This is a genomic window from Gemmobacter denitrificans (genome assembly GCF_036964905.1).
In the GTDB taxonomy this organism is placed as follows: Bacteria; Pseudomonadota; Alphaproteobacteria; order Rhodobacterales; family Rhodobacteraceae; genus Gemmobacter; species Gemmobacter denitrificans.
Window position 1 is genome coordinate 317,252 of sequence record NZ_JBALHR010000003.1, and the last position, 14,367, is coordinate 331,618.

Consider the following 14,367-nt stretch of genomic DNA (forward strand, 5'->3'; position numbering starts at 1 on the left):
GTGAGTTGCAAGTTATCCGTCCTGTCAGCTTTGCGCCACAGGGGCCGGCTTTCGCCCGGGCCGGTTCTGGCGGGGGCGGCTGTTCAGGATTTGCCTCGGCGGGCCACCACCCGGGCGCGCCACAGGGTGAAAAGCGCCGCCGCCATGACCAGTGCCGCGCCGATCACCACATTGGGGGCCAGCGTTTCGCCAAACAGTGTCAGGCCCATCAGCGCGATGAACACCAGTTGCAACAGCGCGAAGGGCTGAATATCGCCAGCCTCTGCCACCTCATAGGCCTTGATCATCATGTAATGCGATGTGATCCCGGTCAGGCAAAGCGCGCCCATCCAAAGCCAGTCGGTCGCACTGACCGGCTCCCAATACCACAGGCCCGGCCCGGTGATGGCGATTGCGGCCACAAGGCCAGTCCAGAGAAAGCTGGTTCCGGTCGCATCGCCCTGCGCGACATAGCGTGTCAGCAGGCCATACAGCGCAAACATCACCGCGCAGAGCAGTGGCAGTGCCGCCCAGGGCGAAAAGACTGCCGTGCCAGGCTGCAGGATGATGAGAACGCCAACAAAGCCCACACCAATGGCCGACCAACGCCGCCAACCAACCTTTTCGCCCAGAATTGGCCCGGACAAAGCGGCAATGATCAGCGGATAGCTGACAAACACCGCATGGCTGGCAATCAGGCCCAGTTTCACGAAGGCCAGGACCATGAGGCAGATTTCGACAATCAGGATCAGCCCGCGCGCCAGTTGCAGCATCGGGAAGCGCGAACGCAGCTGCCCCACGATCCCGCCGGGCTGCCGCGCCGAAAGGGCGAGCGCAAAGGCGGCAAAGAACCAGAAGCGGATCATCACCACCATCAGCACATTGTATTCGCCGGCCAGGTGGCGCGAGATGCCATCCTGCACTGCAAAGACAAATGAGGTGGCCGACATCAGCAGGATGCCCAGCCCGGTATTCTGGGGGGCGCGGGTCATGTCGTGCGGCTCTGCAGGGTCGGGCTTTGTTCAGATCGGGCCTGCCAGAGCATCCACAAGCCTGCCGCCACGATGATGATCGTGCCGATCACGACCTCGGGGCGCAGTGTTTCGCCATAGACCAGAATACCGATGACGCTGACAAAGCCGATCTGCAGATAGGCAAAGGGCTGAACCGCGCTGGCCTCGGCCGTGGCATAGCAGCGGATCAGCAGCCAATGGCCAAAGGTCGCCAGCGCGGCATAGACCACAGTCAGCACCCAGTCGGTGCCGGTCATCGGTTCCCACAATGGCAGGCCAAGGGCTGTCATCATGCCCGCGCCAAGGATGCCCGACCAGAACAGGTTCACAAAGCTGCTGTCGCGGCGCGAGGTCAGGCGGGTCAGCAGGCTGTAAAGCGCGAACATCAGCGCCGCCGCAAGCGGCAACAGCGCAGCAAGCGTGAAGACCCCCGATCCCGGGCGCAGGATGACCATGACCCCCGCCATGCCGATGCCGATGGCCAACCAGCGCTTCCAGCCCACCTTTTCGCCCAGCACGGGCCCGGACAGGCCCGCGATCAGCAAGGGGCAGATGGCAAAGACCGCATGGCTTTCGATCAGCCCGATCAGCGTGTAGCCCCAGACGATGACACAGATCTCGCCCACCAGCAGGGCGGCGCGCGCCAGTTGCAGCACGGGGTGGGCCGTTCGGATTGCGGCGCGGAACCCCTCGGGGCGGCGCGCGGCCTGCAGGGTCACAAACCCCGCATAGGCCCAATACCGGATCATCACGATCATCAGCACCGAATAGGCCCCGGCCAGATGGCGTGAAAACCCGTCTTGCAGGGCAAAGACAAAAACGGCGGCAATCATCAGGGCGATGCCCCGGCGGGTATTCTGTTCTGTCATGCCAAGCCCCGCAGGGTTCCCGTGCTCATGTGGCGCTTGCGTCCGTGGCCGGGCGCGCGGGTGACAGCGAAACCTGCCGTCTCCAGCGCGCGGCGCACATGGCCTGCGGCGGTGTAGGTGGCAAAGCTGCCACCGGGGGCGGTATGGGCGGCGACCTCGGCCATCAGGTCTGCCGCCCAAAGCTCGGGGTTCTTGGCGGGGGAAAAGCCATCCAGAAACCAGGCGTCAGCGCGGCCCTGCCAAAGTGGCAGGGTGGTACGGGCATCGCCAAGGATGATCCGTGCCGAAAGGCCGGGCAGCTCGATCCGGCAAAGGCCTTCATCGGGGCGGGACCATTGGTCCAGCATCGGGGTGGCTGCGGCATGGGCCTCGGGGAAATGCCGCAGCGCGCGGTCCATATCGTCGGCGGTCATCGGGAAGGCTTCGAAACTGGTGAAACGCAGGGTGCCAGGGCGGCGCAGCCCGGACCACAGCAGATGCAGCGCAAGCAGATTGAGCCCGGTGCCGAAGCCCAGTTCCGCCACATGGAACCCGTCGCAGAGCCGATCGGCCAGCCGGTTGCCCTGCAGAAAGACGTGGCGTGTTTCGGCCAGCCCGTCATTCAGGCTGAAGTAAGGGTCGTCAAACCGGGTCGAGACGGGTATCACGCCGTCGCGCCAATCAAGCTCGGCCCCGGGATCGGATGGCATGGGTTTTGTCCTTTGAATTCGGCGCGACACTGGGGAAAGGACGCGGAAATGGCAAGGCAGGATATGACGGTTCCCGAGATCACGGTGCGGGGTGGCGGCATCTTCGGTCTGGCCTGCGCCTATGAACTGGCCCGGCGCGGCGCGCGGTTGCGCTTGATTGATCCCGCCGGAGTGGCTGCCGGGGCCACGGGCGGGTTGGTTGGCGCATTGTCACCACACATGCCGGAAAACTGGAACCCGAAGAAACAGTTCCAACTGGAAAGCCTGCTGGCGGCAGAGGCGTTCTGGGCTGGCGTTGCAGCCGCAGGCGGGCACGATCCGGGCTATGCCCGGTCGGGCCGGTTACAGCCGCTGGCCGATGCGGCGGCCGTGGCGCAGGCCGAAAGGCGGGCCGGATCGGCCGGCGAATTGTGGCGGGGCGCGGCAGTCTGGCGGGTGGTGCCCGCCTCCGGGGCTGCATGGGAGCCCGCAAGTCCCACGGGGGTTCTGATCCACGACACCTTGTCGGCCCGGTTGTCACCGCGTCAGGCGGCGGCATCGCTGGTGGCGGCGCTGCGCGCCTTGGGGGCCGAAGTGATCGAGGGGCGCGATGCCCCGGATCACGGGCTGGTTCTGCATGCGACCGGCTGGCAGGGGCTGACCGAACTCGGGTTGGCCCTGGGCCGTCCGGTCGGATCGGGGGTCAAGGGGCAGGCAGCGGCGTTCCAACTGGCAGTGGCAGATCAACCCCAGCTTTACGCGGGTGGGCTGCATCTGGTGCCCCATGCCGATGGCACGGTGGCGGTGGGATCGACCAGCGAAAACACTTGGGCGACTGCCGATGCCGTGGATGATCAGCTTGAGGCATTGATCGACAGCGCCCGCGCGCTGGTGCCTGCGCTGACCGAAGCGCCGGTGGTCGAACGCTGGGCAGGCATCCGCCCCCGCGCCCGGAGCCGCGCGCCGATTCTGGGCGGCTGGCCGGGGCGGCCCGGGCATTTCATCGCCAATGGCGGGTTCAAGATCGGCTTTGGCATGGCCCCCGGCGTGGCCGCCGTGATGGCCGATCTGATGCTGGAGGGGCGCGATGGGATTCCGGATGGGTTCAGGGTTGAGGACAGCCTGCGCTGATCCCTGACGTGGCCCGCCCTGTTTGCAGGGCGGGCGAATTGTTCAGGCCGTGGCCAGCGCGCCAATCAGCGCATCGATATCGCCCTTCTGCTTTTTCAGCAGGTTACCGATTTCTTCGCGCTCCGAGGCGAGCATGTTCACGCCTTCGATGATGATGTTGAAGAACAGATCACGGCCAGACTTGTTCGACACATGCCAGCGCAGATCGAACGGCGCTTCGCCCTGCAGTTTCGCCACCGAGATCACCTCGAAATAGCTTTTCAGCGGCTTGGCATCGACCACCTCAATCTTGCCGCCAATGAATTCACGGAAGCGGCGTCCGTATTTGCGGCTGACATAGGTCTGATAGGCCTTGGTAAAGGCCTTCATCTGCGCGGGCGAAGCCGAGCGGGCAGCAGGACCAAGGGCCGACCGGGCAATCGCCGCAACATCGGCGTATTTGGCGAAGATGCGTTCAAAGTCGCCATACATCGCCTGTTCCGATTTGCCGGAATTGATCACGCTGTTCACATCGCCGATTGCCCGGTCGATCAGCGCCCGGGCCGACGCCAGATCAAGCGCGGCAGCGCTTTGCGGCAGCATGGACAGGGCCGCACCGGCCATGAAGGATGCGCCAAAGGCGCGGCGGCTGAATTGGGTCATCTCACATCACTCCGCATAAGGGTCGATGAAATCGTCACTGGCGGCGGTATCCGCCGAAGTCTGGCCAAGCTCGAACCGGCGATTCTGCAGATAGAGCAGGCGCGCCTGCGCGTAGCTATCGGCGGAATCATACAACACCGAATCTATGGTTTCTGCAAAACGGTCGCGATCCCCGAGCCGGGAGCCGACCTTGGTTGCCGTGGCATAGTATTTTTCCGGGGTTGGCAGGATCAGGCTGACCGGATTGGCCGCAATGTCCACCACCGTGCCCAGCGTGTCGCGCACGGTCGAGGGGCCAAGGCCCGGTAGTTCGACGTAAGGCCCCTCTGCCATCCCCCAGACATGAAGGGTTTCGCCAAAATCGGTCTTGTCATGGGTCAGACCCAGGGCGCTGGCCGGATCGAACAGACCGGCAAGCCCCAGGGTGCTGTTCAGCGCAAAGCGCAGGGTATTGTTGGCCGCCGCCTCGCCATCGCCCTGCAGGATGCCATTCACGACATCGCCCGGCAGATCGAGATTGCCGGCGAAATTCGAAATACCCAGCTTGGCTGGTTTGGGCAGCGCAAAGCCATACACCTTGGACGTCGGGCGCACCAAGGCACGGTCGATCCCGCGATTGACAGCGTGCATCGCGCGGTTCGTGCCCTCGTAAGGGTCATACGGGGCGGCGGCAGGCTGAGGGGCGGCACAGGCCGACACCAGAAGCGAAACAATCACGCCCAAAGTGCCTTTTTTGTGCAACATTGCAAAACTTGGTGAAAAACGCATTTCGATCTGCCTACCGTGCCCCGCGATTGCGGGCTAACCATAGTGTCCCGTGCCGGAAGGCAAGGGATAAGCCGGTTGAATGGCGTTGACAATTGCAAAGCGTGGCTTCCTTGTGACGCCACATTCACGATAGGGCGTGGTTCACGCGGATTTGTTCGGAAGGAGTGGCACAGGATGAGCAGGAACGAGACGGGGTTGAATGTGACCCCCGGGCTTGCGGAATTGCGGGCCGCCCGACGAGAGGCGAACGGGCTGCTGCTGGTCGTCTTTCTGTTCAGCGTATTCTTCAACCTGCTGCTGTTCACCGGCCCGCTTTACATGCTGCAGGTTTATGACCGGGTGCTGGGCAGCCGGTCAGAGGCCACACTTCTGGCACTGACGCTGCTGCTGATCTTCCTGTTTCTGGTGATGGGCGTGCTGGACCATGTCCGCGGGCGCATCATGGCGCGGGTTGGTGCGGCCTTTCAGGCACGTCTGGAGCGTCGGGTATTCGAAGCGGCGCTGAAGCGGATGCAGGTGGCCCCTTCCGATCCTGCCGCAACGGCGGCGCAGCGCGATCTGGAATCGGTGCAACGGTTTCTGGCCTCGCCCGTTTTGCTGGCTGTGTTCGATATTCCCTGGACGCCGCTGTTCATTCTGGCGGTGTTCATCTTCCATCCTTGGATGGGCTGGCTGTCGGTGATCGGCGGAATCATTCTGGTGGTGGTCACCATCATGAACCAGCGTGTCACCAAACAGCCGATGCAGAAGGCCAACAGTGCCTCGATCGCGGCGGATCGCATTGCCGACAATCTGAAGGCCGAGGCCGAGGTCGTGCAGGCTTTGGGTATGCAACAGGCGGGCTTTGACCGCTGGCAGCGGGCACGGACCGTGGCGCTGCGGGAAACCATGTCGGCTGCGGATCTGGGCGGCAGCTATTCCACGCTGACCAAGACATTCCGCCAGTTCCTGCAATCGGCCATGCTGGGTCTGGCGGCGCTGCTGGTGCTGAAAGGTGAATTGTCACCCGGGGCGATGATTGCCGGGTCGATCCTGATGGGCCGGGCGCTGGCCCCGATCGAAATGGCCGTGGGCCAATGGTCGGTGGTGCAGCGCGCGCAGGAGGGCTGGTATCGTCTGGCAGAACTGCTGACTCGTGTGCCGCAGGAACAAGCGCGCACCCAATTGCCCCGCCCAAAGGCCCATCTGGAGGCGCAAAACCTGACCGTGGTGCCCCCGGGCGAGGCCTATGCCACGCTGCGCATGGTGAATTTCGTGCTGGCCCCCGGGCAGGCACTTGGCGTGATCGGGCCGTCGGGATCGGGCAAATCGACGCTGGCACGGGCGCTGATCGGGTCGTGGCGCCCGGCGGGCGGCAAGGTGCGGCTGGATGGGGCTTCGCTTGATCAATATGACCCGGATGTTCTGGGCAGTTATGTGGGCTATCTGCCGCAGCGTGTGACGCTGTTCGAAGGCACGATTGCCGAGAACATCGCCCGCCTGAAGGGCACGCCCGACGGTTTGAAGGTGGTGGAGGCCGCCAAGAAGGCTGCCGCGCATGACATGATCGTCAAGCTGCCCGAAGGCTATGACACCCGGGTTTCGGCCTTGGGCGGGCGTTTGTCGGGCGGGCAGATCCAGCGCATCGGGCTGGCGCGCGCCATGTATGGCGATCCGGTCATCATGGTGCTGGACGAGCCGAACTCGAACCTCGACAACGAAGGGTCGATGGCGCTGAACGAGGCGATCAAGCAGATGAAGGCGGCAGGCTGCGCCATTCTCATCATGGCGCACCGTCCTGCCGCCATTCAGGAATGTGATCTGTTGATGGTGATGGAGGACGGCACCCGCCGCGCCTTTGGCCCGCGCGATCAGGTGCTGCGCGAGATGGTGAAGAACCACACCGAAATTGTGAAGAATACCGGCCCCGGAGGCGTGACATGACCGAAGCCAATTCCAGCGCGGAAAAAGGGGCAACCGTACCGGCCAAGGCGGCCGAAACGGCGGTGGATCGCAAACCGGCCCCGGCTGCACCACCAGTGGCGGCAACACCTGCAGGCCTGCCTGCCGGATTTCCGGCTGGCATGGCAATGGGGGCAGCGCCGGGCGGCCCTGCGCGGCCCGAATGGTCGGCCCGGCGGCAGGTCATCGCCGGGCTGCTGACGCTTGCCGTGCTGGTCGGCGGCTTTGGCGTCTGGGCCGTATCCAGCAATATCGCGGGGGCGGTGATCGCCTCTGGCCAGATCGAAGTGGAAAGCCACCGGCAGGTGGTGCAGCATCCTGATGGCGGTGTGGTCGAAGCGATTGCCGTACAGGAAGGCGATACTGTGAAGGCAGGCGATCTGCTGCTGAAACTGGATGGATCGGTGCTGCAGCCCGAACTGGCCATTGTCGAAAGCCAGCTTTACGAACTGATGGCCCGCCGCGCCCGGCTGAGCGCCGAGCGGGATGACGCGACCGAGATCACCTTTTCTGACGAGTTGATCGCGGTGTCGAAAGACCGGCCCGACGTGGTGGAACAGATGCAGGGGCAGGTGCATCTGTTCGATGCGCGGGCCGACACGCTGGCGAAACAGACCCAGCAGTTGGGCGAACGCAGGGCACAGGTCAACAGCCAGATCAATGGCATCACGGCGCAGGCCGATGCGTTGAAAAGCCAGCTTGCGCTCATTCAGGAAGAACTGGCCGATCAGCAGGCTTTGCTGGACAAGGGGCTCGCCCAATCCAGCCGCGTGCTGGCACTGCGGCGCGAAGAGGCGCGGATGCTGGGGCAGGTGGGCGAACTCGCGGCCTCGCGCGCGCAGGCCGAGGAAAGCATTTCGGAAATCGAGCTGGAAATCCTTCGGCTTGCCGCCACGCGCCGGGAAGAGGCCAATACCCAGCTGCGCGACATCGGCTTTCAGGAACTGGAACTGGCGGAACGCCGCCGCGCCCTGATCGAGCGCATCTCGCGGCTGGAAATCCGCGCGCCGGTGTCCGGCATCGTGCTGGGCCTGCAGGTCACCACCCCGCGCGCGGTGCTGCGCCCTGCCGATCCGGTGCTGTATCTGATCCCGCAGGATCGCCCGCTGGTGATCGCGGCGCAGGTCTCGCCCTTGCACATTGATCAGGTCTATCCGGGCCAGCCGGCCAAGCTGATGTTTTCGGCCTTCAATTCCCGCACGACGCCGGAACTTCTGGGCCGGGTATCGGTGGTATCGGCGGATGCGCTGCAGGATCAGGCCACACAGATGAGCTATTATCGCGCGGAAATCGTGCTGGAACCGGGCGAACGGGAAAAGCTCAAGGATCTGGTTTTGCTGCCGGGGATGCCGGTCGAGGCCTTCATCAAGACCGAAGACCGCTCGCCGATGGCCTATCTGCTGAAACCCTTTACCGATTACTTCAACCGCGCCTTCCGCGAAGATTGATGCGCAGATGCCGGATTGCGTCGGGGGCGGCCTTGCCGCCCCTTTCGCTTGCGGCTAGCCTTTGGCGCAAAGCAACAGGAGGCCCCATGTCCATCGACGCCCGTCTTGCCGAACTCGGTATCACCTTGCCCGAGCCGCCGAACCCGGTGGCCAATTATGTGGGCTATGTCATCACCGGAAATCTGGTGCATGTGTCCGGCCAGATCAGCGCCGATGAAAACGGCCCGATCAAGGGCAAGCTGGGGGCCGACATGACGGTGGAGCAGGGCGCCGAAGCGGCCCGCCGCTGCGCGATTTCGCTGCTGGCGCAGGCCAAGAAGGCCTGTGGCGGCGATCTTGGCCGGGTCACCCGGCTGGTGAAGCTGGTGGGATTTGTCAATTCTACCCCCGACTTCGTGGATCAGCCCAAGGTGATCAACGGCGCATCGGACCTGATGGTTGCCGTTTTGGGCGATGCCGGGCGCCATGCCCGCGCGGCAGTTTCCGCGCCTTCGCTGCCACTGGGCGTCGCCGTGGAAATCGACGCGATTTTCGAGATCGCCTGATGCAGAACCCCGCCCTGCCCCCCGCATTCCTGCATCTGCCGATTGCGCATCGGGCGCTGCATGATCGCGCGGCAGGGCGGCCCGAAAACAGCCCCGGCGCCATTCGTGCGGCAGTGGCGGCGGGCTATGGCATCGAAATTGACCTGCAGCTTTCTGCCGATGGCGTTGCCATGGTCTTTCACGATGAACGGCTGGACCGGCTGACCGGGGCGACTGGCTGGGTCAAGGATCACAGCGCCGATGATCTTGGCGCGATCCGGCTGACCGATGCCGAGGACGGCATTCCCACGCTGGCGCAGGTGCTGCAGCTTGTCGCCGGGCAGGTGCCGCTGCTGATCGAGGTGAAGGACCAGACGCTGACCCCGGGGGGCTGCATTGGCCCGCTGGAACAGGCGACGGCCACCGCGCTGGCGGGCTATGCCGGGCCGGTGGCCCTGATGTCGTTCAATCCCGACAGCGTGGCCGAACTGTCCCGGCTGTGCCCCGGCCTGCCGCGTGGGCTGACCACCGGGGCCTATGATTACGAAGGCTATGCACCACTGCCGCCTGCGATCTGCGATCATCTGCGGGCGATCCCCGATTACGACCGGGTCGGGGCCTGTTTCATCAGCCATGAGGCCAAAGACCTCGCCCGCCCGCGCGTGGCCGAACTGAAGGCGCAGGGGGCCGCCATCCTGTGCTGGACGATCCGCAGCCCCGAGGCCGAGGCCGAAGCGCGGCGCTATGCCCAGAACGTGACTTTCGAAGGCTATCTGGCGGCACGCCCCTGACTGCGCCGCAGCAGGAAGGGGCAGGGCATTGCCTTGACTTTCGCCCAGCCCCGGCCAGCTTTGGCGCAATCGCCCGCGCGTCCCCTGTCGCCGATACGAGGCCCCCGTGACCGAAGCCGCCCCTGATGAAGCAACACTGGCCGAAAGCATTCTGGATGTGGCCCCTGCCGATTGGGATGCGCTGGCCAATCCGGGGGGTGGGCGGCCCGCTGACCCGTTTCTGACCCATCGGTTTCTGGCCGCACTGGAAACCTCGGGCTCGGTCGGGCCGGGCACCGGCTGGACAGCGCGGCCTCTGCTGCTGCACCGCGCCGGGCACCTGATTGCCGCCGCCCCGCTTTACCTGAAATCCCACAGTCAGGGGGAATACATCTTTGATCACGGCTGGGCCGAGGCCTATGGCCGCGCAGGCGGACGCTATTACCCCAAGCTGCAGGTGGCGGTGCCCTTTACCCCGGTGACGGGCCGCCGTCTTCTGACCCGGCCTGGGCATGAAGCCGAAGGCCGCGCCGGGCTGGTGCAGGCGCTGTGCCAGATCGCGGCCGGCAACCGTCTGTCATCGCTGCACATCACCTTCTGCACCGAAGACGAGGCGGCAGAAGCCCCGACGCTTGGCCTGATGCCCCGGATCAGCCAACAGTTTCATTGGCACAATCAGGGTTATGGCTGTTACGAGGATTTTCTGGCCACGCTGGCTTCGCGCAAGCGCAAGGCGCTGCGGCGGGAGCGTGAAATCGCCAATGGCCATGGGCTGACCATCCAGACCCTGACCGGCGATGCCCTGCGCCCCGAACACTGGCAGGCCTTCTGGGCCTTCTATCAGGATACCGGCGCGCGCAAATGGGGGCAGCCCTATCTGACCCGCGCCTTCTTTGACGCGCTGCAACGCGACATGCGCGATGATGTGCTGCTGTTTCTGGCCTGCGATGGAGACCGGCCCGTGGCGGGGGCGCTGAATTTCATCGGGCGCGATTGTGTTTATGGCCGCTACTGGGGCTGCATCGAGGATTACGCCTGCCTGCATTTCGAACTGTGCTATCACCGCGCGATCGACTGGGCCATCGCCCACGGCCTGCCCCGGGTCGAGGCGGGGGCACAGGGCGAACACAAACTGGCGCGCGGCTATCTGCCGGTGGCCACCCATTCGATGCATTGGATCGCCGATCCGGGGTTTCGGGCTGCTGTCAGGGATTTCCTGCAACGTGAGGCCGCAGCTGTAGGCGAAGAGATCGAAGTGATGACCGCCTACGGCCCCTTCCGCCGTGGCCCCGGCCCGCAAGACGGGGCCGAATGACCTGTGGCTGGTCAAGCCGACGCAATCATGCAACCCTGCCCAAAAGAGGTGCCGCCATGAACCGACTGACGCTTTACACCAACCCGATGTCGCGTGGGCGGATTGCCCGCTGGATGCTGGAAGAAACCGGCCAGCCCTATGAGGTGGTGGTGCTGGATTATGCCACCACGATGAAGGAACCGGCCTATCTGGCCATCAACCCGATGGGCAAGGTACCCGCGCTGACCCATGGCGACCGCGTGGTCACCGAAGGCGCGGCAATCTGCACCTATCTGGCCGATGCTTTCCCCGAAGCCGGGCTGATGCCCGAAGATCGCGCCGGGTTCTATCGCTGGATGTTCTTTGGGGCCGGGCCGCTGGAAGCGGCGGTGACCAATGCTGCATTGCAGGTGGTTGTGCCTGCCGAACGGCGCGGCATGGTCGGCTATGGATCGCTGGAAAAGGTGGTGGCCACACTGTCCGGCCATCTGGCGGGGCAGCCCTATTTCCTTGGATCGCAATTCACTGCGGTTGATGTTTACGTCGGATCGCAGATCAGCTGGGGCCTGCAATTCGGCACCCTGCCCGCCGATCCGGTGCTGGCGGATTATGCCGCGCGGATCACCGCGCGCCCGGCCGCCCTGCGCGCCAAGGCGGCCGATGATGCCCTGTTGGGGCCCAAACCATGACCGCCGCGCGCCTGACCGGGGCAGAGCGGCAAGACGCGCTGCCCGCGCTGACCGCAACTGGCTGGCAGGTGCTGGCTGACCGCGATGCGATCCGCAAGGTCTGGAAATTTCGCAGCTTCTCGGATGCCTGGGGATTCATGTCCCGCGTCGCGCTGGCCTGTGAAAAGGCCAATCACCACCCGGAATGGCGCAATGTCTACAATATCGTGGATGTGACGCTGGTCACCCATGATTGTGACGGGCTTTCGGCGCTGGATTTGGCGCTGGCGCAGAAAATGGACCGTCTGGCCGGGGCGGCCACGGTGCTGGGCCCCGACGATCCATTGGTCTGCGCCTGTCAGACGCGGTGATCGAAAGGACAGTCGGACGACTTTGAAACGCATGCGCCAAAGTTTCTGACAGTGTGGATCACAACAGCGCACATAAATCGGGCTGTTTGCTGCCCGGCCTACGCCAATGCCAAGGAAGGATATCCAGATCCGAGGCGCTGGTCGGTGTATCTGTCATCCCCTGTCATGGAAAAAATCGTGGATTTGCTGGGCCATCGCTGCGGAAATCCCGTTGACGGCCATCAGATCCTCGACTGCCGCGCGGGCTACGGCCTTGGCGCTGCCGAAATGCGCCAGCAGCGCCCGTTTCCGGGTTGCTCCTACCCCCGGCACTTCGTCCAGCGGTGTGGCTGTGGTGGCCTTGGCGCGCTTGGCCCGATGCGCGCCGATGGCCCATCTATGGGCTTCGTCGCGCAGGCGCTGCACAAAATACAGGACCGGGTCGTTACGTTGCAGGGCAAAGGGGGGCTCGCCGGGGCGGTGGAATTCTTCCTTGCCATGGTCCCGATCCACCCCTTTGGCCACGCCGATGAAAGGCAGATCATCAATGCCCAGTTCTGCCATGATCTCGGCTACGGCGGACACCTGCCCGGCGCCACCGTCGATCAGCAGCAGGTCGGGCCATAGTTCGGTCTTGCGTTCGGGGTCTTCCTTCAGAAACCGTTCGAAGCGGCGCGTCAGCACCTCTTTCATCATGCCGAAATCATCGCCCTGCGCCCCCGCCTCGCCCTTGATGTTGAACTTGCGGTACTGGCTTTTCAGGAACCCTTCGGCCCCCGCCACGATCATGCCGCCAACGGCATGCGCGCCCTGAATGTGCGAGTTGTCATAGACCTCGATCCGTTTCGGCGGGGCCTCCAGATCGAAGGCTTCGGCCAAACCTTGCAGCAATTTGTTCTGGGTGGAGCTTTCGGCCATGCGCCGGGCCAGGCTTTCGCGGGCGTTACGATGGGCGTTTTCGACCAGCTCGGCCTTTTCGCCCCGCTGCGGCACGGCCAGTTCCACCTTGCGGCCTGCACGATCCGACAGAAGTTCCGTGACCAGATCCTCGTTTTCCACCGGATGCGACAGCAGGATCAGGCGGGGCGGCTCTTTCTCATCATAGAATTGCGCGAGGAAGGCTTCGAGGATTTCCGCCTCTTCCGCGCCCGCGCCGGTCTTGGGATAGAAATCCTTGTTGCCCCAGCTTTGATTGCCGCGGATGAAGAACACCTGCACACAGGCCTGCCCGCCGTCCAGATGCAGCGCGACCACATCTGCCTCGGCCACGCCACGCGGGTTGATCCCTTGCGCTGTCTGCACGGCGGTCAGCGCCTTGATCCGGTCGCGAAGGGCTGCGGCGCGTTCATATTCCATCGCCTCGGCCGCCTCGGCCATGGCCTTTGCCAGATCGGCCTGAACGCTGGTGGATTTGCCTTCCAGAAACCGGCTGGCATCGTCCACCAGCGCGGCATAATCGGCTTCGGATATCTTGCCGACACAGGGCCCGGCACAACGCTTGATCTGATACAGCAGGCAAGGCCGACTGCGCCCGGCATACATCGTGTCGGAACAGGTGCGCAGCAGAAAGACCCGTTGCAACTGGTTCAGCGTGCGGTTCACCGCGCCCGCGCTGGCGAAGGGTCCAAAGTAGCGGCCCTTGTCCGATCGTTTTCCGCGATGCTTGCGGATCATCGGGAAGGGGTGGCCCGTGGGGATCAGGATATTGGGAAAGGACTTGTCGTCCCGCATCAGCACGTTGTAGCGCGGCTTCAACTGCTTGATGAGGTTCTGTTCCAGGAGCAGCGCTTCCACCTCGGTGCGGGTTGTCAGGAACATCATGCTGGCGGTTTCCGAGATCATCCGCGCGATGCGCCCGGAATGGCCCGAAGGGCGCGCATAATTCGACACACGCGCCTTCAGATTACGGGCCTTGCCGACATAGAGCACCTCGTTCGCAGCGTTCAGCATGCGATAGACGCCGGGCGATCCGTCCAGCGTCTTGAGATAGTCCTGAATGACCTCATGCCCGGTTTTTCCCGGCGCTGGCAGCGCATCATCCTGCACGAAAATCCCTCATCCCGGCTGCATCGATTCCCGCCCCTTGGCTGCAATGATACCGGGGCGGGGGCAAGAGGAAAGCTTTCCCCAGTTTCTGTGGATAACTATGCGGAGAAAATCTGGAACCCGGCAGATTTTCCTTGTTTTTGGCTGGTTTCGTTGCGCTGCCTAATTTTTGTGCAGATTTATAATGCATTGATTCTGAAAGAAAAGAAATTGCACAATTGGCAAGCACCTGAAAAATCAAGACTTTCTTGACGTT

The 14,367-nt window shown here is 63.9% G+C and carries 15 protein-coding genes; 9 read left to right on the plus strand and 6 right to left on the minus strand.

Going from position 1 to position 14,367, the window contains the following annotated elements; genetic code table 11:
* Positions 1–83 precede the first annotated feature (83 nt).
* The 3 genes from V6590_RS07265 to mnmC2 are packed head-to-tail and all read right to left on the minus strand — an operon-like array spanning position 84 to position 2,550.
* Positions 84–971 (minus strand): DMT family transporter, encoded by an 888-nt coding sequence (locus V6590_RS07265; protein ID WP_335421396.1) that lies wholly within the window; start codon positions 969–971, stop codon positions 84–86.
* On the minus strand, positions 968–1,861 hold the full coding sequence (locus tag V6590_RS07270; RefSeq protein ID WP_335421398.1) for a DMT family transporter: 894 nt from the start codon (positions 1,859–1,861) through the stop codon (positions 968–970). The genes V6590_RS07265 and V6590_RS07270 overlap by 4 nt, the downstream gene beginning before the upstream one ends.
* The gene (gene mnmC2 / locus V6590_RS07275; protein ID WP_335421399.1) at positions 1,858–2,550 is read right to left on the minus strand and encodes a tRNA (5-methylaminomethyl-2-thiouridine)(34)-methyltransferase MnmC2; all 693 of its coding nucleotides are present in this window, start codon (positions 2,548–2,550) and stop codon (positions 1,858–1,860) included. The genes V6590_RS07270 and mnmC2 overlap by 4 nt, the downstream gene beginning before the upstream one ends.
* A 48-nt stretch (positions 2,551–2,598) precedes the next feature.
* Here mnmC2 and V6590_RS07280 point away from each other — a divergent pair, with 48 nt between their 5' ends.
* The gene (locus V6590_RS07280) at positions 2,599–3,660 is read left to right on the plus strand and encodes an NAD(P)/FAD-dependent oxidoreductase (protein WP_434063236.1); all 1,062 of its coding nucleotides are present in this window, start codon (positions 2,599–2,601) and stop codon (positions 3,658–3,660) included.
* 42 nt (positions 3,661–3,702) lie between these two features.
* On the opposite strand, the gene V6590_RS07285 is transcribed toward V6590_RS07280, so the two are convergent.
* Positions 3,703–4,302 (minus strand): MlaC/ttg2D family ABC transporter substrate-binding protein, encoded by a 600-nt coding sequence (locus tag V6590_RS07285; protein ID WP_335421401.1) that lies wholly within the window; start codon positions 4,300–4,302, stop codon positions 3,703–3,705.
* A 6-nt stretch (positions 4,303–4,308) separates the two neighbouring features.
* On the minus strand, positions 4,309–5,046 hold the full coding sequence (locus V6590_RS07290; protein WP_335421403.1) for an MlaA family lipoprotein: 738 nt from the start codon (positions 5,044–5,046) through the stop codon (positions 4,309–4,311).
* Between the two features lie 198 nt (positions 5,047–5,244).
* Here V6590_RS07290 and V6590_RS07295 point away from each other — a divergent pair, with 198 nt between their 5' ends.
* From V6590_RS07295 to V6590_RS07325, 7 genes are all read left to right on the plus strand, one after another.
* Positions 5,245–6,993 carry a type I secretion system permease/ATPase gene (locus V6590_RS07295; protein ID WP_335421406.1) on the plus strand — a complete coding sequence of 583 codons (1,749 nt, stop codon included), beginning with the start codon at positions 5,245–5,247 and terminating at the stop codon, positions 6,991–6,993.
* Between the two features lie 146 nt (positions 6,994–7,139).
* The gene (locus tag V6590_RS07300; protein WP_335421726.1) at positions 7,140–8,459 is read left to right on the plus strand and encodes an HlyD family type I secretion periplasmic adaptor subunit; all 1,320 of its coding nucleotides are present in this window, start codon (positions 7,140–7,142) and stop codon (positions 8,457–8,459) included.
* Positions 8,460–8,545: 86 nt separating this feature from the next.
* Positions 8,546–9,004, plus strand: coding sequence for a RidA family protein (locus tag V6590_RS07305; RefSeq protein WP_335421408.1), 459 nt, complete (start codon positions 8,546–8,548; stop codon positions 9,002–9,004).
* Positions 9,004–9,774 carry a glycerophosphodiester phosphodiesterase family protein gene (locus V6590_RS07310; protein ID WP_335421410.1) on the plus strand — a complete coding sequence of 257 codons (771 nt, stop codon included), beginning with the start codon at positions 9,004–9,006 and terminating at the stop codon, positions 9,772–9,774. Before V6590_RS07305 ends, V6590_RS07310 begins: the two co-directional genes overlap by 1 nt.
* A gap of 106 nt (positions 9,775–9,880) precedes the next feature.
* A complete protein-coding gene (locus V6590_RS07315; RefSeq protein WP_335421411.1) occupies positions 9,881–11,068 on the plus strand; it encodes a GNAT family N-acetyltransferase in 1,188 nt (395 codons plus the stop codon).
* 56 nt (positions 11,069–11,124) lie between these two features.
* A complete protein-coding gene (locus V6590_RS07320; protein WP_335421413.1) occupies positions 11,125–11,736 on the plus strand; it encodes a glutathione S-transferase family protein in 612 nt (203 codons plus the stop codon).
* On the plus strand, positions 11,733–12,086 hold the full coding sequence (locus V6590_RS07325; protein ID WP_335421415.1) for a 4a-hydroxytetrahydrobiopterin dehydratase: 354 nt from the start codon (positions 11,733–11,735) through the stop codon (positions 12,084–12,086). Before V6590_RS07320 ends, V6590_RS07325 begins: the two co-directional genes overlap by 4 nt.
* 153 nt (positions 12,087–12,239) lie before the next feature.
* Here V6590_RS07325 and uvrC read toward each other — a convergent pair whose 3' ends face one another.
* Positions 12,240–14,111, minus strand: a complete 1,872-nt coding sequence (uvrC, locus tag V6590_RS07330) for an excinuclease ABC subunit UvrC (RefSeq protein ID WP_335421417.1) — start codon at positions 14,109–14,111, stop codon at positions 12,240–12,242.
* Here uvrC and V6590_RS07335 point away from each other — a divergent pair.
* Positions 14,070–14,363: a hypothetical protein gene (locus V6590_RS07335; RefSeq protein ID WP_335421419.1), complete on the plus strand. Its 294-nt coding sequence runs from the start codon at positions 14,070–14,072 to the stop codon at positions 14,361–14,363. The genes uvrC and V6590_RS07335 overlap by 42 nt on opposite strands.
* Positions 14,364–14,367 lie beyond the last annotated feature (4 nt).